The 23797-nt window shown below is 71.3% G+C and carries 10 protein-coding genes and 1 pseudogene; 2 read left to right on the top strand and 9 right to left on the bottom strand.

Features of this window, described 5'->3' with window-relative positions; all coding sequences use genetic code 11:
• The 7 genes and pseudogenes from ACLJT4_RS40930 to ACLJT4_RS40900 all read right to left on the bottom strand — a co-directional run.
• The coding region (locus tag ACLJT4_RS40930) for a zinc ribbon domain-containing protein (RefSeq protein ID WP_411130168.1) at positions 1-1082 on the bottom strand (1082 nt) is incomplete at its 3' end.
• 9 nt (positions 1083-1091) lie between these two features.
• Positions 1092-1478: an IS3 family transposase gene (locus ACLJT4_RS40925; protein ID WP_411130167.1), complete on the bottom strand. Its 387-nt coding sequence runs from the start codon at positions 1476-1478 to the stop codon at positions 1092-1094.
• Between the two features lie 108 nt (positions 1479-1586).
• On the bottom strand, positions 1587-1784 hold the full coding sequence (locus tag ACLJT4_RS40920; RefSeq protein WP_411130165.1) for a transposase: 198 nt from the start codon (positions 1782-1784) through the stop codon (positions 1587-1589).
• Positions 1785-1858: 74 nt separating this feature from the next.
• A complete protein-coding gene (locus ACLJT4_RS40915; RefSeq protein ID WP_411130163.1) occupies positions 1859-3382 on the bottom strand; it encodes an amino acid permease in 1524 nt (507 codons plus the stop codon).
• 163 nt (positions 3383-3545) lie between these two features.
• Positions 3546-3662 (bottom strand): annotated as a pseudogene (locus ACLJT4_RS40910) (amidinotransferase); the annotation flags it as partial.
• Between the two features lie 36 nt (positions 3663-3698).
• Positions 3699-4505, bottom strand: coding sequence for an ABC transporter permease (locus ACLJT4_RS40905; protein WP_411130162.1), 807 nt, complete (start codon positions 4503-4505; stop codon positions 3699-3701).
• Complete coding sequence (locus ACLJT4_RS40900; RefSeq protein ID WP_411130161.1) at positions 4502-5467, bottom strand: ATP-binding cassette domain-containing protein; 966 nt, start codon at positions 5465-5467, stop codon at positions 4502-4504. Before ACLJT4_RS40900 ends, ACLJT4_RS40905 begins: the two co-directional genes overlap by 4 nt.
• Before the next feature lie 615 nt (positions 5468-6082).
• Here ACLJT4_RS40900 and gntA point away from each other — a divergent pair.
• Both gntA and ACLJT4_RS40890 read left to right on the top strand, forming a co-directional pair.
• Entirely contained in the window at positions 6083-6757 is a 675-nt protein-coding gene (gntA, locus tag ACLJT4_RS40895) for a guanitoxin biosynthesis heme-dependent pre-guanitoxin N-hydroxylase GntA (RefSeq protein WP_411130160.1), read from the top strand.
• Between the two features lie 58 nt (positions 6758-6815).
• Positions 6816-7718, top strand: coding sequence for a winged helix-turn-helix domain-containing protein (locus tag ACLJT4_RS40890; protein ID WP_411130159.1), 903 nt, complete (start codon positions 6816-6818; stop codon positions 7716-7718).
• A 30-nt stretch (positions 7719-7748) separates the two neighbouring features.
• Here the strand turns inward: ACLJT4_RS40890 and ACLJT4_RS40885 are convergent, their stop codons facing one another.
• Together ACLJT4_RS40885 and ACLJT4_RS40880 are read right to left on the bottom strand one after the other, a co-directional pair.
• Entirely contained in the window at positions 7749-8276 is a 528-nt protein-coding gene (locus ACLJT4_RS40885) for an ATP-binding cassette domain-containing protein (protein WP_411130157.1), read from the bottom strand.
• 232 nt (positions 8277-8508) lie between these two features.
• Positions 8509-23784, bottom strand: a complete 15276-nt coding sequence (locus ACLJT4_RS40880; RefSeq protein ID WP_411130155.1) for an amino acid adenylation domain-containing protein — start codon at positions 23782-23784, stop codon at positions 8509-8511.
• Between the last annotated feature and the right edge of the window lie 13 nt (positions 23785-23797).

Genomic DNA, 23797 nt, shown 5'->3' with positions numbered 1-23797 from the left:
CTGACCGAACAACGGAGGAGCCCAAAAGCCCCTGCCAGGGCCTGACCCTCTACCAGGCCCTGGACCTCCTCCAACACCTCCTGGCCACCTGGACAGGCACCTGCCCCACCTGCCACCAACCCACCCCCTGGCAGCCCTACGACACCACCTAACAAAGCACTACTAGGCGGTTCCAGGAAGGTCACCTTGATATCGATCATGGCCAATAACTGCTTCTGGCGTTCCAGCGGCAGGTCATGCAAGGTCCTGCGTGCCATGACAGCAAGCTCAACCAGCTGGGCGGACCTCTCCTGCGCCGCATCGCCTACTGCCTGACGGGCAGTTACCTCCTTCTTGGATTCGATCATCGCATTGAGTTCGGCCTGCGCAGGAGCGATCAGCCGCTCCAACAATGTCTCCGCCTCCGCCAGGCACAGATCAAGTGAGGCAACCTCCCTGACGGCCACGCTGAGGGCGATGGCAACGGCCCGGGCCTGGGCCTTGATGCGCCTGTCGAGTTCGCCGCGACGCTCCTCGGAGCGCACGCACTGCCCCTCCATCGCTCCGATCCAGTCGCCAGCCGCAGCCCTGAGCCTGTCGGCATCACTGAGAAATGTCCTAACCTGTTGCCACGTCTGCTCTTCAACTGGGCGGGCGGCCAGGTAGGGGCAGGAACAGGTGGGTGCACCGACGTTTGCCTCGCTCCGTCCTTGGCACCCGTATATCTTGGCTCGGCTGATCGTTCCTGCACCGATGTAGCGCTTGCCGCAAGGGCTGACGATCCGACCACTGAGGGTGTAGACACGAGCCTTCTGCAGTGTGCGGACCGGATATCTGCTGGCGGCCGTGACCTCCGCGACCTCGGCTGGGGTGAAGACAGGAGGCAGCGGAATGACCACCGGATCGCCGTTCACAGGCCGACCGTCGTGATCCCGCTTCACCCTGCTTGAGCCACGGAACGCCTGCCGTGCCTCCAACACAACGGGACTGAGCACCTGTTGACGCAGACTCTGGCCAACCCACGGCTGGCCGTCCCGCTTCGCAGAGCCCTCAGTGTTCAGCGCGACCGCCGCCTTGCCCCAGTCACGCAGCACAACGAACAACCACCGCCCTCACCGTCTCGGCGGTGAAGTGCCGTCCCAGCAGGTCCGGGGCTTTCGCGGCGACTGGCCTGGCAACGTGGTCCGCACCCTCTTGCATAGTCGCAGCCCGGGAACGCCGATGAGGCGCATGGCGCGGGCGACGCGCTTGTGGTTGACGTGCTCGCCGCCGTCGCGGAGCTCGGCGGCGATCCGCGGGACACCGTAGGTGCCGTCCGACTGGCGGTGGATCTCCCTTATCCTCGCGGCGAGTTTCCCATCTGCAGCCTGGCGCTTAGCCCTGGTCGGGGCTGGCTTGCGCCAGTGATAGAAGCTGGATCGGGCGATCCCGAGTACCTGGCACAACCGCTTCACGCCGAAGCGGCGCTGGTGGTCGACGACGAACTGGAAGCGGTTCACCAGCGCGTCTCCCCGGCGAAATACTTCGCCGCCCTCCGCAGGTTCTCTCTCCTGCCGCAGCCCCGCGATCTCCTTACGCAGGGGCCTCGCTCTCCGCCGCGGGTCAGCCTACGGCCGATCCGCAGCCGCAACGCTCGCCGCGACGCGCCGGCCCCGCGGACGGGTGGCCCCCTCTACACGAATCCAATTCCGCAAAGTCTCCGGACTGACGCCCAGGTCAGCGGCGAGCCCCTTGATCCTCGCCTGCGGACGGGACCGGTGCAGCTCGACCGCGTCCTTCTTGAACTCGATCGGGTAGTGCTTCATGCCCACAACATGTCCACTCTCAGGCCCTAAAGACCTATATGTCTCAAGTATCCAAGATCGGGGGGCAAAGCCCGTCACAGGCGCCTGGAACCAGAGCTGGCTTCAGGGCGTGACTGGAGCTTCCGTCGGACCAGCGGGTAGAGGGCGATGGTCGCGGCAAGGCAGGGAAGACCAGCGAGGATGGCGAGGCGGAATTGGTCCGTGAAGGCCATCGTCACAAGTACGGCCACGATGGAGGCCATCGCCAGGACGGTGGTTACCGGCGCACCCGCCAGCCTCACCGGGGACACGGCGTGGCCTGCGGCCCTGCGGGCGCGGTGGAAGACCAGGTGCGTGGCGAAGATGAGCAGCCAAGTGATCAGGGCGTTGAAGAGCGCGACCGAGATCATCGCGGGGAAGACATGAGCCGGTGCGATGGCTGAGATCAGCACGGCAGCGAGCGCGCCGACGGTGGAGAGCAGCAGTGCGGACAGTGGAGTTCCGCGTCGGCTCAATCGCGCGAAGCGGGCCGGGGCCTGGCCGACTTGGCCGAGGGAATGCAGAGTACGGGCGGTAGCGAAGAGATTGGTGTTCATAGCCGACAAGGCGGCGGTGAGGACGACGAGATTCATGATGGCTGCGGCGGCCGGGACACCGGCGGCACCGAAGAGGCGCACGAACGGGCTCTGGGCGACACCGTCACCGTCCGAGGCTTCGGTCCAGGGCACGATGGCCACCACCACACACATGCTCAACACGTAGAAGAGAGCGAGCCGGAACACCGTGGCGCGAGCGGCTCGAGGGATGTCGCGGGACGGGTTCCTGGCTTCCGCAGCCGTGAGGGAGAGGGTCTCGGTACCGATGTAGCTGAAGGCGGCGATGCACAGTGCCATCCACAGGCCGGTCAGTCCGTTGGGAGCCAGACCTCCGTGGGCAGTGATGGTGGAGGCGCCGATGGGTTTCTGCCCGGGCAGACCGAACACGATGGCCGCGACACCGATGAGGACGAACGCCACGATCGCGCAGACCTTGACCATCGCGAACCAGTACTCGAACTCGCCGAAGAAACGTACGGACAAGGCGTTCACGCCAACCATGGCGGCGGAAAAGGCCGCCACCGGTACCCACAGCGGGAGGTCCGGCCACCAAAAGCGCGTGTACAGCCCGGCAGCCACCGCCTCGCTGCCGATATTGACGACTTGGGCTCCCCAGTAGGTCCAGCGCTGCACGAACCCGGCCATCGGACCGAGATAGGCATGTGCGACGGCACCGAATCCGCCGGCCTCCGGGTGCACGGAAGCCATCTCGGCGACAGCGAAGGTGACGGCGAGGGCCAGTACGGCCGCCGCCGCGTACGCCACCACCACCACCGGGCCGGCGAGAGCGAGTCCTTGTCCCGAGCCGAGGAACAGTCCGGTGCCGATAGCGCCGCCGAGCGCGATCATGCCGAGTTGACGGCCACTCAACTCCTGGCGCAGAGTTCCTGCCGTTCGTGGCGCACGTTGCTGTTTCCCAGTGCGTTGCACGCGCGGCCGGTCCAGCGCGGGTACCCCGTGCGGTGCGCGCATGCCGACTGCCGCCCGGCCGCGGTCGGGCCGGGCCGGATCAGGGACGCTCACTTTCGTACTCCTCTCGGTACAGGGGCGCCTCCCCGGTCCGTCGGGCCACGGTCCATCCTGGGCTGTCAGAGGCGGTCAGCTGCCCCACAGCTTCATGACGGCCGGCGCCGGGGCGGGCCATGGCCACTGCGTCGGTGTTGGCACCGGGCTTGTCCTGGCTCCAGCGAAGCACCAAGGTGCAGCACTTGACGCTGCCACCGCCTTCGAGAAGCTCGCCCCGATCCCTACCGATCGGCACATAGCCGCGTTCACGCAGCTGTGCAGCCAGTCCCGTTGCCGGTACGGCCAGCGCCAGCCGCCCCGTACGCCGCGTAGATCACTTGCCCAGCCGGCGTCGATAAGCCCGCATCGACAGCGGGAAGAAGACGAGGAGGAAGCCGGCCATCCAGGCCAGGCTGCCCAACAGCGGGCCCGTCACCTCGCCCTCGCCCAGTAGCAGGGCCCGGTTGACATCGGTCAGCAGGGTGACGGGGTTGATGTTCACCCACGCCTGCACCCAGCCCGGCATGGAGTCCGCGGCGGCGAAGACGTTGCTGCCGAAGCTCAGCGGCATGACCGCGCCGATCAGCACACCGGGCACGGAGGCCGGGGCGTCGAGCATGATGCCGGCCAGGATCGCCATCCAGCAGACGCACAGACCGAACGCGATCATCAGGCCGGCCGAGGCCAGCACGGCGAGCGGGTTGGTGTGCACGCGGAAGCCCATCAGCATGCCGACGCCCAGGACCACGGCGACCGACACCACATAGCGGGCGACATCGCCGATCACGATGCCCGCGAGCGGTGCGGACCGGGCGATCGGGAGGCTGCGCAGCCGGTCGAAGAAGCCCTTGGAGATGTCCGTGCACAGGGCGACGCCGGTACCGATCGTCACGTACAGCGGGCTGAACACCATCAGGCCGGGCACCAGTTGCTGGAGGTAGCCATCCCGGTCTCCGCCGCCGATGGCACCGCTGAACAGGAGCGTGAACAAAAACAGCATCAGCAGCGGCTGGAGCGTCACGTCCAGGATCGCCCCGGGGCTCTTCCACAGCTTACCGACGTTCCGGGAGGCCAAGAACAGGGCGCTCCCGAGGGCTTCCAGCGGGCCGATGCGCCGGCTCGCAGGGGTGGGGGTCGTCATCGCGTCTCTTCCGTGAGGGGGGCCCGCACGCCGCCCGGGCTGGTGATCGCGAGGAATGCCTCGTCCATCGTGGGCAGCCGCAGGCCGAGTTCGTCGAAGGCCACGTCGGCCGCGTCGAGCTTGTGAACCAGTGCGGAGAGGACCGTCGGGTCCTGGACCGGCACGGTGAGCCGGCCGGTGTCCTCGTCGCGGGCCGGCAACTGCCCGGTGATGCCGAGGATGATCTCGGCGACCGTGTCCGTCTGCTCGCGCCGGGCGGCCCGCACCTCCAGGGTCTGCCCGCCGGTCATCCGCTTGAGCTCGTCCGGCTTGCCCTCGGCGACGACCGTGCCGTGGTTGAACACCGTGATCCGGTCGGCGAGTTGGTCGGCCTCCTCCAGGTACTGGGTGGTGAGCAGCACGGTGACCCCGTCGGTGACAAGCTTGCGCACGCTGTCCCACACCTCGTTGCGGCTGTGCGGGTCAAGGCCGGTCGTCGGCTCGTCCAGGTAGAGCACGGAGGGCCGGCCGACGAGGCTCGCCGCGAGGTCGACGCGGCGCCGCATACCGCCGGAGAAGGTCTTCACCGGGCGCATCTGGACGTCGGTGAGGCTGAAGTCGGCCAGCAGCTCGCGGGCCCGGGAGCGCGCCTCCGTGGCCGGCAGGCGCAGTAGGCGGCCGATGAGCGTGAGGTTCTCGACGGCGCTCAGCTCCTCGTCGAGTGCTGCGTACTGGCCGGTCAGGCCGATGACGCCGCGCACCGCGACCGGGTCGCGCACGACGTCGTGGCCGCCGACGACGGCACGGCCACCGTCCGGGGTCAGCAGGGTCGCGAGGATGCGTACCGCGGTCGTCTTCCCGGCTCCGTTGGGGCCGAGGACCCCGTGCACGGTGCCGGCCGGCACAGCGAGGTGGACGTCCCGCAAGGCCGTCGTCTCCCGGTACCGCTTGACCAGCCCCTCGGCCTCGATCGCGAGCGACATGGGAGGTCCCCCTTTCGGTTGTCTGGCCGGGCCGATGCTTCCACCGGCCGGATCGGGCTCACAAGGTCGTTAAGGCCACGCCGAATCACACCGTCCGGGCACGCCACCCGGCCTGAGCAATCCCTTGCCCGGAAGGCGGGTTGGACGCGAGAGGCGGCGTGGGGCCACAGGTCGCAGGCCCCACAAAGGAGGCCGGTGAGACCGGCCACAGGGGCGCCGATCCCCATTGGTGTCGGCGCGCGTGCCTCCGCGTCTTGTCGGTCAGTTTCAGGCGTGCACAGGGGGAAGTGCCTGGGCCGGACCGTAACCCCGCGACCGGCTCAGCACCATGAGTTTCACTTTCCGCCGAAGCTTCCGGCACGCAACTCGAAGGCGTCCGGCGAGCATCCGCCAGAGCCACAACAAGCCTCCCACCTGCGCAAACACCTGACGGTTCGATAAGTTTCCCGCCAGTAACCATGAAGAATTCACGTTCCAACAGGAGAGGAATTCATACCTCATCCACGAATTACTCACATTGCGCAGAAACAAACCTGTACATAAGGTGGACGACGCTGCACGGGGGAGGAAGTGCATGAAGTCTATACACGATGCACATTCCGGCAAGGGGGAACTATGGATATTCCGGTTCACCGTCATTTCACAGACTGGATCATGAGCGAGGACTTTTCATGTCTGGCCGCCAAATCCGCCGTCCGGCGAGGCATTCTGACGCCCGTCCAGCTCGGCACGATGGGTAGTGCCGAAACCACGTCGGCACTCCATTCGGCAATTTCCGAATTCGTCGCCGGGCAGCTGCGCCCGACCGAGAATTTCGCGACCTTCGTCGCCGTCTTCGACGGACCGGCCGAGCTCACCGAGCCGGAATTCGGCGAACTTATGTGGCGGCAGCTCACAGACCTGCACCACCTCGACGCCGAACGCGGCTTCGCCTGGGCGCCGGACGTCGCCCACGACCCGGCCTCCCCGGACTTCGCGTTCAGCGTGGCCGGACACCCGTTCTTCGTCGTCGGCATGCACGAGAACGCGTCCCGGATCTCCCGGCGCTACTCCCGGCCGGCTCTCGCCTTCAACTCCAACCACCAGTTCCGGCGGCTGAAGCAGTCCGGCGTTTACTACGGCCTCCAGCGCCGCATACGCCAGCGCGAGGAGCGCCTGCAGAGCTCCATCAACCCCAATCTCGCGGAGTTCGGCGAGGCGTCCGATGCCCGCCAGTATTCCGGCGCGCGGACAGATGAGCAGTGGAGCTGCCCCTTCCATCCGCTGGACGCCGCCGTGTCCGGCGCCTGAGCCGCCCGACCCGCCGGTCCCGGTCCCCCACTTCTTCGATCACGGAGTGCTTTCCGCCATGCAACGCGTCCATTTTTCCGCCCAGGACCTGGCGCGCACAGTCGTCAAGGTCGCCGAGCGGCCTCTCGTGGAGACGCTGTTCGCCCTCGACCTGCTGGCCCGTCAGGGCGGTGGCGACGCCTACGCGTCCTGGCGCCGGCGGACCACGAGCCGGCTGGGGCGGCGCCCCTGCTCCCTGCTGCCCCTGGCCCGCACCCTGCGCACCGTCCCCGACCTGCTGCACATGGCCGAGAAAGCGGCGAATCCGGAGACCGGGACCGGGCGGCAGAACCTGACCATGATGCTGGAGGAGTTCCACAAAGTCGCCCTCGCGCCCTACTGGGACCGGGTGTCGGACACCCTCAACGACGACTGCGCCGCTCGCGGCCGCACCGTGCTCGCCGGCGGCATCGAGCGGCTGCTGTCCACGCTGCACCCTTCGGTGCGCTGGGACGGTGGCGTGCTGGAGATCCCCAGCCACCGCTCACAGGACATCGTGCCGGACGGGGCCGGCCTGCTGCTGGCCCCGTCCCTCTTCCTGACCGACCGTCCGGTGCTCGTGCCGGCCGCCGGCCCCAACCGGCCGCCGATGCTGGCGTACCCGGCGACGACCGGCTCCGTCGAGGCCGTGCTGGCCGCACCCGCGCCCGAGCAGAACGCTACCGACGCGCTCGGCCCGCTGGTCGGGCGGACCCGCGCGGCCATCATGAAGAGCCTGACCGAGAGCTGCACCACCACCGAGCTCGGCCGCCGCATCGGCATCTCGGCGGCCTCCGCGAGCCAGCACACCTCCGTGCTGCGCAACGCGGGCCTGATCACCACGCAGCGGCGGCTGAACACCGCCCGTCATTCGCTGACGCCCCTGGGCGCCTCCCTGCTCGACGGCTTCCATCGCCAGGACCTGGCGCAGGCCCGGCTGTAGCGCCCCACCGGGTACAACAACTGGCCCGTTTCAGCAGCGCGCGGTGAGTCCCACCAGCCGGGCCGCGACCTCCTCGGCGGACGCTCCGCACATCACGTCGGTGAGCCGTCCGTCCGCCAGGAACAGCGTCACGTCGGCGGCCGCCGCGACGGCCACCGACGACGTCGTCACGAGCACGGTACGGGCCTGGTCCTCCAGCGCCATCGCCGCGTAGAGCGGCCTCGCGTCCTCCAGGTCGTCGGCGACCAGCAGTTCGGGTTTCTCCGGGTCGGCGTGCAGCAGTCGGTCCCACTGCCCGGGCGCGGGCCGCGCGATCCGGTCGTGCAGGCCGACCCAGCCCGAGGTGGGCGTAAGGCGGCCGGTGGCGCAGTCCAGCAGGGTGCTCTTGCCCGACCCGGGCGGGCCGATGACCGCGGTCACCCCGCCGCGCACCAGCCCGACGGTCACCTCGCTCAGCACCGTCACGGAGCCGTACGAAAGAGAGACCACGTCCATTTCCAGGGCGTAAGGCGAGAACTCGGGGTGCGGGCAGTCCTGCGGGGCCTCTTCGATATTCATATCCGGGGGACCTCCAGTGCATTGGGCGACGGTGAAAAGCTACCGGTCCGGAAAGGGTCCGGGTAAGCACGCGGGATACACTTCCGAAAGTGGAGCTAGCTCCACCATGGAGTGGGGGGCCAGAACCAATGCCCCCACGATTCCCCCGCGTAGTCTTCTTCCCGGCGGACAAAAGGCTCCCCGGCCCGCATCGCGCTTATCCCCCGTGAGCGCCTGCGGGCCGGGGCTTTTCTCATTCCTGCGACGGTGTGCTGGTTCCCCGCGGCAGCGGCCCGGCATCGACTTCCCGCATCGGCTCGCCGGTGCCCGCGAGGTCGCGCAGCAGTCCGGCCAGTCGGTCCGTGAGCCGCTCGACGTCGGCGCGGTCGTGCACCGCCGCCGAGTACGACACCCCGACCGTAAGCCGCTCGCCCTGCACCCCGCACACGATGTCCAGCAGGTGGGCACGGGTGCCCGCGCCGCCCTGGGTGGCGGACGGGTCGTCCAGCAGACGCCTGTAGAGCCCAGGGTCGAACCCGTCGGACCGGCCGACGTAGTTGAAGCTCACGTCGGGCAGCGGACCGGTGAGCGGGGAGTCCTCGCGCAGGTGACGCAGGACGCCGTAGCCCAGGCCCTTGTGCGGGACCGCGCGCAGGCGGCGCTTGACCGCCGTCACCGCGGACCGCCAGTCCCCCGGCCCGGGCACGTCCCAGGCGAAGGGGAAGATGGTGGTGAACCAGCCGACCGTACGGGACAGGTCGACGCCGTCAGCCACCTCCTCCTCACGGCCGTGGCCCTCCAGGGCCACCGCCACCCGGTCCTGGCCGGTCCATTCCGCCAGCGCCCGGCCGAGGGCAGCGAGCAACACCTCGTTGGCGCGGGCCCGATGGCGCCCCGGAACCGTCTGGAGGAGTGCCGCCGTGGTCCGTTCGTCCAGCCGTACGGAGACGGTCTCCTCGGAGTCCGCGGTGTTGGCCGCGGAGCCGGATCCCGGCAGCCGCGGTACACGCTCGGCCTCCTGCCAGTACGCGATCTCCTCGTCGAAGCGGCCTGCCTCCGCCAAGGCGGTGAGCGTGCCGGACCACTCCTGGAACGAGGTGGTGCGGGCGCCGAGTCCGGGGCGCTCGCCCACCGCGATTCGCTCGTACGCGCGTGCCAGGTCGGAGAGCAGCACGCCCCAGGAGACGACGTCGAACACCAGGTGGTGGGCCACGAGGGCGAGCCGGACCGGCAGGTCCTGGCCCTGGTCGAGGACGAGCGCGCGCAACAGCGGGCCACTGCCGATGTCCAGGCCGGCGTGCGTCTCGGCGAGGATTCGCTCGATGGTCTCCTCGCGAGCCGCCGTGTCCTCCCCGGCCAGGTCGTGCCAGGTGAACCAGTCGCCGTCCTCCCGCGCGGCGACGGTCTGCCGCCAGGCACCGCCTTCGCGGGTGAAGCGGCTGCGCAGTCCGTCGTGGTGCTCGTACAGGGCCGCCACGGCCGCCTGGAGGGCGTCGTGGTCGGGCCGTTCGGCCAGTTCGGCGTAGACGGACATGGTGAACCGGCCGTAGGAGTCCCGTTCCCCATCCAGGAACCAGCGCTGGATCGGGCTCAGGGGCACCTCTCCGGTGACGCGGCCGGCGTCGGGAGCCTCTTCGGCGCCTTCCTCCCCGCCCGCCCGGACGGCGAGCGCGGCCAATCCGGCCACCGTGGGCGCGGCGAACAGATCCCTCGTGGAGACCGTCAGCCCGGCGGCGCGGGCGCGGGCCACCACCTGGATGCTGAGGATGGAGTCGCCGCCGAGCTCGAAGAAGTTGTCCTCGACGCCGACTTCCTCGATGCCAAGAACCGCCTGCCACACCTCGGCGAGCGCACGCTCGGTCGCGGTGCGCGGTGCCGTCCGGGTCTCGCCGCGTGCCGGCAGGTCCGGGGTCGGCAGGGCGCGCCGGTCGAGCTTGCCGTTGGCGGTGAGCGGGATCGTCTCCAACGCCACCCAGGCCGCCGGGACCATGTAGTCCGGGAGAGAACGGGCGGTGTGCTCGCGCAGTTCCTCGGAGCCGGGGCCGGTGCCGGGAGCGTCCGGGACGACGTAGGCCACCAGGCGCTTGACGCCGGGCTGGTCCTCGCGGACCTGGACGAGGGCCTGGCGCACGCCCGGGTGGGCGGCGAGGACGCTCTCGATCTCGCCGGGCTCGATACGGAAGCCGCGGATCTTGACCTGGTCGTCGGCGCGGCCGACGAACTCCAGCTGCCCGCCGGGCCGCCGGCGGACCACGTCACCGGTGCGGTACATCCGCTCCCCGGTGAACGGCGAGGGCACGAAGCGGCTCGCGGTCAGCCCGGGACGGCCCAGGTAGCCGCGGGCCACACCGGCACCGGCGACGTAGAGCTCGCCGGGGACGCCCTCCGGCACCGGGCGCAGCCAGGCGTCCAGGATGTGGATCCGGGTGTCCAGGTTCGGGCGGCCGATGGGCGGTACGGTTCCCGGAACGAGCCGCTCGCTGATGGTCGCGGAGATGGTGATCTCGGTCGGTCCGTAAGCGTTGTGCATGGCCCGGCCCGGTGCCCAGCGGCCGACCAGCTCGGGCGGGCATGCCTCGCCGCCCACCACCAGCGTGGTGAGGCCCGGGAGTTCCGCGCTGCCGACGCCGGCCAGCGCGGCCGGCGGGATCATGGCGTGGGTGACCCGCTGCCGTGTGAGCACCTCGGTCAGTTCCTCGCCCAGGACCCGGCCCGGGGCGGGCAGCACCAGGGCGGCGCCCACGGACCAGGCCATGAGGATCTCCATCACGGAGGCGTCGAAGTTGGCCGACGCCGCCTGGAGTACCCGGGAGCCGGGGGTGAGCCCGAAGCGGTCCGCCTGGGTGGCGGCGAAGGCGGCCAGGCCGCGGTGAGTGACGAGGACGCCCTTGGGGACGCCGGTCGAACCGGAGGTGTAGATCAGGTACGCGCCGGAGTCCGGGGAGACGGGGCCGAGGAGGTCCGTGCCATGGTCGGGCTCGGACGACGCGGGGCCGGAAGCACGGTCGGGCGTCGGCTCCTCACCGGTCGTCAGCACGCGCACCCCAGTGCTGTCGAGCAGCCGCGCGTGCTCCGCGTCAGTGAGCACGAGCGGGGCGCCGGAGTCGGCGAGCATGAACGCCCGCCGGTCGGCAGGGTAGTCGGGGTCGAGCGGGAGGTAGACGCCGCCCGCCTTCACTACGGCGAGCAGGGAGGCGAGCCAGTCGGCCCCACGCGGCAGGCACACCCCGACGACGGTCTCGGCTCCGACGCCCTCGGCCTGCAGCCGCCGGGCCAAGGCCGTGGCGCGGTCATCGAGCTCCGCGTGGGTCCATGTGGCGGTGTCGGTGACGACGGCTGGCGCGTCGGGACATTCGGCCCGACGCCGCTCGAAGAGAGCGGGCAGCGACAGCGGTGCCACGTCAGAGCCGGCGGCGTTGCCGTCGTGGAGCAACGCGTGCCGCTCGTCGGCGGAGAGCAGGTCCAGGTCGGACAGGACACGGGCCGGGTCGTCGGCGAACGCCGTCAGGGCGGAGAGCAGGTGGCCCGCCATGCGGCGGATGGTGGTCTCGTCGAACAGGTCGGTGTTGTAGACGAGATGGGCCTGGAGCTCGCCACCGGTCCCGCCGGCGCCGAAGTCGAAGGTGAGGTCGAACTGCGAGGTCCGCGTCGTGAGCGGGTGCTCCGACCAGCGCAGCGCGGTCGCGTCGGCAGCCTCCGGAGTGCCGGGGCCGTCGGCCTGGCTGTCGAAGCTGATGACCGCCTGGACGAGCGGACTGCGGCTGGGGTCGCGTTCGGTGACCACGGCGTCGACGACGCGGTCGAAGGGCACCTCCGCGTGGGCGAAGGCGTCCAGGACCGTGCCGCGCACCGCGGCCAGCAGCCCGTGCGCGTTCTCGCGCTCGTCGATCCGCGTGCGCAGCGCCAGGGTATTGACGAAGAAGCCGACCAGGTCCTCTAGTTCGGCCCGGTCACGGCCCGAGGTCACGGTGCCGAGGACCACGTCCTGCTGTCCGCTGTAACGGGACAGCAGAAGCTGCACGGCCGCAGTCAGACCCATGAACAGCGTGGCACCCTGGGCCTGACACACCTCCGTGAAACGCGCCACCAACGCCGCCGGAACCACCATCTGACAGCTCGCACCACGCGTGGTGCGCTCCGCCGGACGCGGCCGGTCCGTCGGCAGCTCCAGCACCGGGGCCTTGGCAAGCTGCGCCCGCCAGTACCCCAGACCCTCCTCCAACACCCGCCCGGTCAACCGCTCCCGCTGCCAGACCGCATAATCCGCGTACTGAACCGGAAGCTCCGCCAACGCACGGCCCGCGTACAACTCACCCAACTCACGCCGGATCACGCCAAGCGACCAACCGTCAGTGACGATGTGATGCATCGACAGGACGAGCACGTGCTCCTCCCCGCCCAACCGAATCAGGGTCGAGCGCAGCAACGGTCCGGTACGCAGGTCAAAGGGCTCGGCGAACAGGGACCGGATCTGGGTCTCCGCGGCAGGCGCCCCCGAGGACGACGACGGCCCCGCCTCGCGCACTGGCAGCGGCACGGCGACGGGCGGGTGGACGAGCTGGACGCCCTGCCCGTCGACGGTGTCGAAGGTCGTCCGCAGCGACTCGTGCCGGGCCACCAGGGCGTCCAGCGCCCCACGCAGCGCGCCGAGGTCCAGCGGTCCGGACAGGCGCAGCGCCATCCCGGAGTTGTACTCGGCGCTCTCCGGGTCGAGTTCGGCCGCGAACCACATACGGGCCTGGGCGTACGACAGAGGAAGCGCCGCGTCGCGGGCGGCCGGGGTGATCCGGTCGCCCGGTTCGGCGGAGGCGGCCACCAGGGCGGCGAGCCCGGCGACGGTCGGCGCGTTGAACAGGTCGCGGACGCTGACGTCGTACCCCGCCGCCCGCAGCCGGGAGACGGCTCGGGTGCTGAGGATCGAATCGCCGCCGAGGTCGAAGAAGTTGTCGTGGGCGCCGACGCGCTCCAGTCCGAGCACGTCGGCCCACGCGGTGGCGACTGCCTCCTCGTCCGAGGTGCGCGGCGCGGTGTAGGCGGTAGCGAGGGCCGCCAGGTCGGGGACAGGCAGGGACTTGCGGTCGACCTTGCCGCTCTGGTTAAGCGGGAAGGCGTCCAGGAGCAGCCAGGCCGCCGGGACCATGTAGTCCGGGAGCGCGTCGGCGGCATAGGCGCGCAGTTCGGCCGGGTCGGCCGCGGCTCCGTCGCTCACGATGTAAGCCACCAGGCGCTTGACGCCGGGCTGGTCCTCGCGGGCCACCACGACGGCCTGGGCGACGGCGGGGTGGCGGGACAGCACGGTCTCGATCTCGCCGAGCTCGATGCGGAAGCCGCGCACCTTGACCTGGTCGTCGCGGCGGCCGAGGAACTCGACGGTGCCCTCGTGGGTCCAGCGGACCAGGTCGCCCGAGCGGTACATGCGGCCGCCGGTGAACGGGCAGGCCACGAAGCGGCTCGCGGTCAGGCCGGGCTTGCCGATGTAGCCGCGGGCCAGGCCCGCGCCCTCGATGTACAGCTCGCCGACGACCCCGGCGGGAACGGGGCGCAGCCGGGCGTCCAAGACGAAGGCGCGTGCGTTGCCGACCGGGCGTCCGATCAGGGGGCGTTCGCTACCCTGGACGGTCCAGGTCAACGAGTCGCAGGTGCACTCGGTGGGCCCGTAGAAGTTGTACGCGGTGACCTCGGGGTGGGCCCGCAGGATGTCCCAGATGCGGCCGTCGACGGCCTCGCCACCGAACACGATCACGCTCGGCACGTGAACCTCGTCGGTCAGCATGCCGTCGGCGATGAGCTCGCGCAGGTACGTGGGTGCCTCGTCGATGACGTCGATCCGCGTGTCGCGCAGGTAGGTGCGGAAGGCGCGCAGGTCGATGTGGGTGTCGTGGTTGACGGCATGCAGCTGGTGCCCGCCGACCAGCCAGAGGAGGGCGACGCAGGAGGCGTCGAAGGAGATCGACGCGGTCTGAGCCATCCGCATCTGGCGGCCCCGGGAGGTGGGTTCGAACATGCGGCTGCGGTGGTGAGCGTAGAGGTTGCGGAACGCGCCGTGCCGGATGAGCGTGCCCTTGGGGAGGCCGGTGGAGCCGGAGGTGTAGATGACGTAGGCAAGGTGGTCGGCCGTGACCGACGGTACGGCCGGGGCCTCCGGGTCGCCGTCGGTGCCGCGTTCGAGGGTGAGCAGCGTGCCGCCGTAGTCGGCGAACCGGCCGGTCAGGTGCTCCTGGACCAGGACGGTCGCCGCGCCGGAGTCGCCGAGCATGTGCCGCACGCGGTCCGCCGGGTAGGCGGGGTCGATGGGCAGGCAGGCCGCGCCGGCCCGGAGGATGCCGAGCAGCGCGACGACGACGTCCGTGCCGCGTTCGGCGCAGATGCCGACGACGGTGTCGGGGCCCGCGCCTCGCTCGCGCAGGCGGTGGGCGAGCCGGCCCACGGCCCGGTCGAGTTCGGCGAAGGTCGTCCGCTCCTCGCCGTGGACCAGGGCGACCGCGTCGGGGGTCCGCGCGACCTGGGCGGCGAAGAGCTCCGGCAGCAGCGGCTCCGGGACGTCCTGTGCGGTGTCGTTCCAACCGTGGACGAGGGTGTGCTCCTCCTCGGCGGTGAGCATGCGAACGTCCGCGAGCTGTTTGTCCGGGCCCGCCATCCCGGCGAGCACGGTCGCCAGGTGGGCGCCCAGGCGCCGGACGGTGGCCTCGTCGAACAGCGAGGTGTTGTAGTTGATCGCGGCGGCCAGGCCGTCCTCGCGGGCGGCGAAGTCCACGGAGAGCTCGAACTGCGCGGTGTCGACGTCGAAGGGCTGGTCCCGCCAGGTCAGTCCGGCCGCGGAGACGGGCGCGGGGGTGGTCTCCATGCTGACCAGAGCCTGGACGAGGGGGCTGCGGCTGGGGTCGCGCTCGGTGACCACGGCGTCGACGACCCGGTCGAAGGGGATCTCGTCGTGGGCGAAGGCGTCCAGCACGGTCTCGCGCACGCCGGCCAGCAGACCGCAGACGCTGTCCTGCTCGTCGACACGCGTGCGCAGGGCGACGGTGTTGACGAAGAAGCCGATCAGGCCCTCCAGTTCGGCTTGGTCGCGGCCGGACGTGACGGTGCCGACAACCACGTCCTGCTGGCCGCTGTAGCGGGACAGGACCAGCTGCACGGCGGCGACGAGCCCCATGAACAGCGTCACTCCGCGGGCCCTGCACAGCTCGGTGAAGCGGTCCACGACGTCGGCCGGGATGTCGATCTCGGCGAGGGCGCCGTCCCAGGTACGGCGAGCCGGCCGGGGCCGGTCGGTGGGCAGTTCCAGAACCGGTGCGCCGGCCAGCCGCTCACGCCAGTGCTCCAGGCCCGCGGCGAGCGCCTCGGGGGTGAGCCGGTCGCGCTGCCAGACGGCGTAGTCGGCGTACTGGAGGGCGAGCGGGGGCAGTTCGGCGCCCTGGTAGAGCCGGCCGAGCTCGCGAACGACGATGCCCATCGACCAGCCGTCGGTGATCAGGTGGTGCATCGCGAGGACCAGGATGTGCTCCTCGTGGCCGACCCGGAGCAGGGTGGCGCGCAACAGCGGCCCGGTGCGCAGGTCGAAGACGCCGCCGAGCGCGGCACGGATCCGCGCGGAGACGTCGGCGGGTGCGCAGTCCTCGACCGGCAAGTGGACAGCAGTGGCCGGGCGGACGAGCTGGACGGCCTCACCGTCGGCCTCGGCGAAGGTCGTGCGGAGCGGCTCGTGCCGGGCGACGAGGGCGTCCAGGGCCCGGCGCAGCGCCGGGAGGTCCAGCGGGCCGCTGAGCCGCAGGGCACCGCCGGAGTTGTACTCGGTGCTGTCCGGGTCGAGTTCGGCCGCGAACCACAGCCTGCGCTGGGCGTACGACAGGGGCAGCGGGCCGCCGTCGCGGCGGGCCGGGACGAGTGGGGCGACGGCCTCCGGCACGCCGTCCCCGGTCCCGTCCGCCTGGAGCCGCGCGGCCAGGCCGGCGACGGTGGGGTGGTCGAACAGGATACGGACGGCGGCCGGGTAGCCGGCCCGGCGCAGCCGTGAGACGACCTGGATGCTGAGCAGCGAGTCGCCGCCGAGCTCGAAGAAGTCGTCGACCGTGCCGATCCGTCCGGCGCCGAGTACCTCCGCGAAGGCGGCCGCCACCGCCCGCTCGGCTTCGGTCGCGGGGGCGGCGTACTCCCGGACGAGGGTGGACAGGTCGGGGGCGGGCAGGGCCTTGCGGTCGACCTTGCCGTTGGCGTTGAGCGGGAAGGCGTCGAGGACGACGCAGACCGCCGGAACCATGTACTCGGGCAGCGAACGGCCGGCGTACTCGCGCAGTTCGGCCGGGGTCACGCCCTCAGCCATGGCATAGCCGACCAGGCGCCGGGGGCCGGACTGGTCCTCGCGGACCACGGCGACCGCCTGGGACACGGCGGGGTGCCGGGTCAGCGCGGCCTCCACCTCGCCGGGCTCGATGCGGTGGCCGCGCACCTTGACCTGGTGGTCGGTGCGGCCGAGGAACTCCAGCTGGCCGTCGCCGCGGCGACGTACGAGGTCGCCGGTGCGGTACATGCGGCCGCCGGTGAACGGGCAGGCCACGAAGGCGCCCGCGGTCAGGCCGGGACGGCCCGCGTAGCCGCGGGCGACGCCGGGCCCGGCGAGGTAGAGCTCACCGGCGGTGCCGTCCGGCACCGGGCGCAGCCAGCCGTCCAGGACGAACGCGCGGGCGCCGTCGACGGGCCGGCCGATCGGGGGCGTGGCGGTGCCCGGGGCGAGCGGGTCGCTGAGGGTGGCCGCGACGGTGGTCTCGGTCGGCCCGTAGGCGTTGACGAAGATCCGGCCGGGGGCCCAGCGGGCGGGGATCTCGGCGGGCATCGCCTCGCCGCCGGAGACCAGGGACCGCAGGTGCGGCAGCGGCAGATCGGGCAGGGTGGACAGCGCGGCGAGCGGAAGCATCGCGTGGGTGATGCGCTGCTCATCCAGGAGCTGGGCGAGGGGCTCGCCCACGCTCTGGCCGGGGCCGGCGAGGACGAGGGCCGCGCCGGCGGTCCACGCGTTCACCAGGTCGCCCATGGCGACGTCGAAGCCCGGCGAGACGCTTTGCAGGACGCGCGCGTCGCCGTCGAGCTCCAGGGCGCGGGCGTGGGCGGTGCCCAGGTTCCGCAGGCCACGGTGGGGGACGGTGACTCCCTTGGGGCGGCCGGTGGAACCGGAGGTGTAGATCAAGTAGGCGGCCGCGTCGGGGTGATCGGGCCGGACCGGGGGGTGGGGGGCGGTCCCGGCGCCGAGTGCCGTGATGTCCACGGGGTTCAGCTCGGGGGCGGTGCCAGGGTCGCCGAGGACCAGCCGGGCGCCGGCGTCGGCGGCCATGAAGGTGAGCCGGTCGGCCGGGTGGGCCGGGTCGAGCGGCAGGCAGGCGGCGCCGGTCTTGGCGACGGCGAGCAGCGCCACCAGCCAATCCACGCCACGCGGCAGACTGATGCCGACCACGGTCTCGGGGCCAGCGCCGGTGGCGGCGAGGTGGTGGGCCAATCCGTTGGCGCGCGCTTCCAGTTCGCCGTACGACAGCTCGGTGCCGTCGCAGACGACGGCGGGCGCGTCGGGGCGGCGGGCGGCCTGGGCCTCGAAGAGGGACGGCAGGGACACCGTCTCCCCGTCCGGGCCCGTCTCCGCGGTGGTCTGCCGGGCGGCGAACCGGTCCCGTTCCGCCGGGGTGAGCAGCGGGATCCGGGCCAGGACGGGCTCGTCGAGCAGGCCGCGGAGCAGGGCGGCGAGCCGGTCGGCGAGGCGCCAGGCGGCCGTGTCCCCGAACACCCGGGGGTCGTAGGACAGCCGCAGGGAGACGCCCGGATCGGTGCCGCCGACGAGCTGGCGGCCGGTGAAGGCCGTCAGCGAGAGCGGGTAGTCGCCGCCCTGGACGGCGGCGTCCGCCTCGGTGACGGACAGGCCGTGGCGCGCGGCCAGGTCATCGGCCACCGGGTAGTTCTCGAAGACCAGGACGCTCTCGAAGAGGCGGGTCCCGGCCGGGAGGCCGGCGAGCGCCGTGAGTTCGGGCAGCGACAGGTACTCGTGGGCGCGGGACTCCCACTGCTCCGCCTGGAGCCGCTGGAGCCACTCCACCACCGACGCGGACGGGTCCAGGACCGTGCGCACCGGAACGGTGTTGATGAACAGACCGATGACGGAATCGGCGTCGGCCAGGTCGGCCGGGCGCCCGGAGGTGGTGGCGCCGAAGACGATGTCGTTCCGGCCCGAGTGCGCGGACAGCAGCAGCGTCCAGGCGCCCTGGACCACCGCGTTGACGGTGAGCCGGTGCTGCCGCGCGAACTCGCCGACCTCGGTGGACAGCGTCCCCGGCAGCGCGACGTCGAGGTGCCGCATGCCCTCGGCGGACGCGACGGCATCAGGCGCGGCGGGCAGGGTGAGGGCGGTGTCGTAGCCGGCCAGGACGGCGCGCCAGTGGGCGCGGTCGGCCTCAGTGTCGCGGGCGGCCAGCCAGGCCAGGTAGTCCCGGTAGGGGGCACGGACCTGCGGGGTGCCGCCGGCGAAGCGGGCGAAGACGTCGTCCAGCAGCTGCGGCGTGCTCCAGCCGTCCAGGAGGAGGTGGTGGAAGGTCCACACGAGTTGGACGCGGGCGTCGCCCAGGGTGGCGAGGGACAGCCGCGTCAGCGGGGCACTGTCGAGCCGGATGCCGTGGAAGTCGCTGTGCTTGCGCTCGGCGAGGCGGACGGCGCGGGCTTCGGCGTCGAGGGAGGTCCAGTCCTCGGTGTGGACGGGGATCACGACGCGCTCGTGGACGAGGGCGGCCGGTTCGTCGGCCTGGTCCCACACGACGGACACGCGCAGCGCGTCGGAGGCGTTGACGGCCTCCTGCCAGGCGGTGGCGAGGCGGCCGACGTCGGCCACGCCTTCGAGCACGAAGGACATCTGCTCGACGTAGGCCGTGCCGGAGGGGTCCTCCAGGGAATGGAAGAGCAGTCCGTGCTGCATGGGCGAGAGCGGGTGGACGTCGGCGATGTGCTCGCCGGTGCCGATCACGCGGTCGACGGTGGCTTGGTCCCAGGAGACGAGCGGGAAGTCGGACGGCGTCCGCCCGCCGGTGCCCTCGGTCAGGCAGTACGCCACGGCCTCGCGCAGCGCTTCACGGTAGCGCCCGGCGAACTCCCGGGCCTGGCCGGACCCGGCCGCCGGGTGGTAGAGGTCGATGCGCAGCCGACCGTCCTCGACCCGGCTGACGACGTCCCACACGTGCGGACGGTGTTCGGCGGGGGCGTGGTCGCCGGTGACGGGCAGCATCCCGGCGAACACGTCCGGGTCGCCCTCGGCACCGTAACGGCCGAGGTAGTTGAAGCTGACCTGCGCCGGATCGGCAAGCTCGGCACCCTGCAGGAACCGCAGGGCACCGAAACCGATACCCCGGTCCGGAACCGCCCGCAACATCTCCTTCGTCGTACGGATCTGCTCACACCAGTCCGCACACGCACCCAGCGCGACGGGATAGATGGACGTGAACCAGCCGACCGTACGCGACACATCCGCACCGACCACGGCCTCCTCACGACCGTGACCCTCCAGATCCACAACCACGCGGTCACGACCCGACCACTCCCCCAACGCGCGGCCGAGCGCGGCGAGAAGGACGTCGTTGACCTGGGTACGGAAAACGGCCGGAACCTGCTGCAGCAACGCCTCGGTCTCCTCAACGGTCAGGGAGACGGTCTCGATCGCCGTGTCGGCGACGGTGGAGGTGCCTTCGTCGAGGAGCGGGCCTGTGCCCTCCACGACGTCGGTCCAGTAGGGCACTTGGTCGGAGAAGTCATGCGCGGCCAGCTTCGCCGTCCACGCCGGGAAGGACAGCGACGTCCCGTCCAGGACGACCTCTTCACCAGCGACCAGCTGACGGTAGGCGACCGCGATGTCCTCCAACAGAATCCGCCACGAGACACCGTCCACCACCATGTGATGCACAGCAATCAACAGCTCACCCTCGGAAAGGACCACCCGCACCAGCGGGCCACCCTCCAGACGGAAACCCTCCTGCACCACACCATCAACATCCGCCGCACACTCGACCACGACCACACCCGGCTCACCGGCACACTGCCGCCAGCCCTCAGCCGCCTGCTCGAACCGCACCCACAAACCCTCGTGATGCGACAACACCACCGACACAGCACGAGACAGAGCGTTCCGGTCCACACCCTTGGCGATCTCCACCCGCATCGACATACCGAAGTGATCCGGCGCCACCGGATGCGTCTGCAGGAACCACTCCTGGACGGGCGAGAGCACGACAGGACCCGTCACCTCAGGCTCCATGTCCACCGCACCGGCCTCACGCGCGGCAGCAGCAACACCCGCCACCGTCTGCCGCACCAACACATCCTGCGGCGACACCACCAAACCCGCACGCCGCAACCGCGACACGACCTGAATACTCAGAATCGAATCACCGCCCAGCTCAAAGAAGTTGTCCCGCACACCCACACGCTCGACACCCAGGACGTCGCCCCAGACCTCGGCGACGATCCGCTCGGCCCGGGTCCGGGGGGCGACGTGGTCCTTGGCCGTGGCCGCGTTCAGGTCGGGCTCGGGCAGCGCTCGCCGGTCGACCTTGCCGTTCGCGGTCAGCGGGAACGTGCTCACCACCACGAACGCGGCGGGAACCATGTAGTCCGGCAGCGACTTCACCACGAACTCCCGCAGACCGGCGTGATCGACCTGGTCGCCGACCACATGGCCGACCAGACGCTTCACACCCGGCCGCACCTCACGCACCGTCACCACGGCCTGCGCCACATCCGGATGCGCCGCCAGCGCCGCCTCGATCTCACCGATCTCGATACGGAAACCCCGCACCTTCACCTGATGGTCGGCACGACCCACGAACTCCAGCTGCCCGTCCGGCAACCAGCGCACCACGTCACCGGTGCGGTACATGCGCTCACCCGGACCGCCGAACGGCGAGGCGACGAAACGCTCCGCCGTCAGGCCGGGCTGGCCGACATAGCCGCGTGCCACACCGTCGCCCGTGACGTAGAGCTCGCCGGGCACCCCTGCCGGGACCGGGCGCAGCCAGTCGTCCAGGACGTAGGCGCCGGTGCGGCCGAGCGGCGCGCCGATCGGCACGGACGCACCCACGGACGCGGCCTCGACGGGGTGGACGGCGGCGAAGACGGTGGTCTCGGTGGGGCCGTAGCCGTTGAGCAGCCGGACCTGCGGGAGCCGTTCGAGCACGGTGCGGCAGTGGTGCGGTGCAAGCGCGTCACCGCCCGCCATCAGCAGTCGGAGCCCGGCGAGCACGGTCACGTCGGTGTCGACGACCTCGTGGAAGAGGCCGGCGGTCAGCCAGGCGACGGTCACGCCCTGGCCGTGCAGCAGCGCGCCGAGTTCCTCTACGGACAGCACCCGGGCGGTGGAGACCACGAGGGCGGCGCCGTTGGCGAGGGCGCTCCAGATCTCCAGCGCGCTCGCGTCGAAGGACAGCGTCGCGAACTGGCCGACCACGTCGGCCGCCGTGGTGCCCAGGCGCGGGTCGCGGACCACCCGCAGGACACCGGCGTGCGGCAGCACGATGCCCTTGGGGCGGCCGGTGGAGCCGGAGGTGTAGAAGACGTACGCGCCGTTCTGCGGGGTCAGTGCCACCAGTGGCGCGCCCTGCACGTTCGCGAAGCGAGCGGCGGCGAACGCGTCGAGGTCTGCCAGGAGCGTCACGGGGACGTCGGTGCCGGGGATCGCGTCGGCGGCCGCGGCGTCCGCCAGCAGCAGTTCGACGCCGGAGTCGCGCACCATGTACGCCAGGCGCTCGGCCGGGTAGTTCGTGTCGAGCGGTACGAAGACACCGCCCGCCTTGAGCACGGCCAGCAGTGCCACGATCGGTTCGGTGCCGCGCGGCAGGCAGACGCCCACCCGGGTCTCGGGTCCGACGCCCTGCGCGCGCAGGGCGTGCGCGAGCCGATCCGTACGGGCGTCCAGTTCGCCGTAGGTGGTGCGCTCGTCGCCACGGATCAGTGCGACGGCTTCGGGCGCGCGGGCGGCCTGTGCGGCGAACACGTCGGTGAGCACGGCCGCGGACGGGGTGTCGGCGCCCCGCGCCCAGTCCTCCAGCATCAGGGCCCGTTCGGGCCCGGCGAGCCGGGGGATGCGGGACAGCGGCAGCTCCGGAGTACCGGCGAGGGCGGTGAGGACCTCGGTCAGGTGACCGGCCATGCGGTGGATGGTGGTGGCGTCGAACAGGTCGGTGTTGTAGTTCAGGGAGAGCCGCATGCCGTCGGCCCGCTCCCAGAACTCCAGCGTCAGCTCGAACTGCGCGTCCTGGCGCGGCAGGTCGGCGGCCTCGACGCGCAGGCCGCGCACGTCGTCCGCCTGCCAGGGGCGCGTCTGGAGCACCATCATGGCCTGGACGAGCGGGGTACGGCTGGGGTCGCGTTCGGCGACGACGGCGTCGACGACGCGGTCGAAGGGCACCTCGGCGTGGGCGAAGGCGTCCAGGACCGTCTCCCGCACGGCCGCGAGGAGTTCGGTGCCGGTCGCGGACTCGTCGACGCGGGTCCGCAGGGCCAGGGTGTTGACGAAGAAGCCGAGCACGTCCTCAAGTTCGGGGCGGTCACGGCCGAGGGCGGCGGTACCGAGGACGACGTCCCGCTGGCCGGTGGTGCGGGCCAGCGTCAACTGGACAGCCGCGGTCAGCCCCATGAAGAGGGTGGCGCCCTGGGCCCGGCAGACCTCGGCCAGGCGGTCGAAGAGCTCCGCGGGCAGGTCCACGTCGTAGGTGCTGCCCGCGCGGGTGCGGACGGCCGGGCGCGGGCGGTCGGCGGGCAGGTCGAGCACGGGGGCGCCGGCCAGCTGGGTGCGCCAGTACGCCAGGTCCTCGTCGAGTGCCCGGGGGGTGAGGGTCTCGCGCTGCCAGACCGCGTAGTCGGCGTACTGGACGGGGAGTTCGGGCAGGGGTTCACCGGCGTAGAGGGCGGCGAGCTCGCGGGCCAGCACGTTCACGGACCAACCGTCGGTGACGATGTGGTGCATCGACAGGACGAGCAGGTGCTCGTCCGGGGCGGTGCGCAGCAGGGTGGGACGCAGCAGCGGCCCGGTCCGCAGGTCGAAGGGCGTCTCCAGCTCGGTCCGCAGGACGGCCGCCGCCTCCTCGGCGGTGGCTTCGCGAACCGGCAGGGTGACGGGGGCGGGCGGGTGGATGATCTGGACGCCCTGGCCGTCGACGGTGTCGAAGGTCGTACGCAGCGACTCGTGCCGGACGACGAGGGCCCCCAGCGCGGCTTCGAGAGCGGGCACGTCCAGCGGACCCCGGATACGGACGGCGCCACCGGTGTTGTGCTCCGTGCCGTCCGGGTCGACCTCGGCGGCGAACCACATACGGGCCTGCGCGAACGAGAGCGGGAGCGCTCCGCCACGGGTGGCGGCGGGGACGGGCGCCGGTCCCGCCGGTGCGGAGTCCTGGCCGAGGGCGGCGAGGGTTTCGGCGGTGGGGTGGTCGAACAGCTCCCGGACAGTGATCTCCAGCCGCGCACGACGCAGACGCGACACCGCCTGCACCGCACGGATGGAATCACCACCCATCCGGAAGAAGTCA

Source organism: Streptomyces sp. x-19 (assembly GCF_046549115.1).
Taxonomy (GTDB): domain Bacteria; phylum Actinomycetota; class Actinomycetes; order Streptomycetales; family Streptomycetaceae; genus Streptomyces; species Streptomyces albulus_C.
This window is presented reverse-complemented; position numbering and strand designations above follow the sequence as displayed.

Coding starts and splice junctions, on each gene's coding strand:
- ACLJT4_RS40920 (WP_411130165.1), bottom strand. CDS start 1,784: ATGAAGCACTACCCGATCGAGTTCAAGAAGGACGCGGTCGAGCTGCAC.
- ACLJT4_RS40905 (WP_411130162.1), bottom strand. CDS start 4,505: ATGACGACCCCCACCCCTGCGAGCCGGCGCATCGGCCCGCTGGAAGCC.
- ACLJT4_RS40900 (WP_411130161.1), bottom strand. CDS start 5,467: ATGTCGCTCGCGATCGAGGCCGAGGGGCTGGTCAAGCGGTACCGGGAG.
- gntA (WP_411130160.1), top strand. CDS start 6,083: ATGGATATTCCGGTTCACCGTCATTTCACAGACTGGATCATGAGCGAG.
- ACLJT4_RS40890 (WP_411130159.1), top strand. CDS start 6,816: ATGCAACGCGTCCATTTTTCCGCCCAGGACCTGGCGCGCACAGTCGTC.
- ACLJT4_RS40885 (WP_411130157.1), bottom strand. CDS start 8,276: ATGAATATCGAAGAGGCCCCGCAGGACTGCCCGCACCCCGAGTTCTCG.
- ACLJT4_RS40880 (WP_411130155.1), bottom strand. CDS start 23,784: ATGGGTGGTGATTCCATCCGTGCGGTGCAGGCGGTGTCGCGTCTGCGT.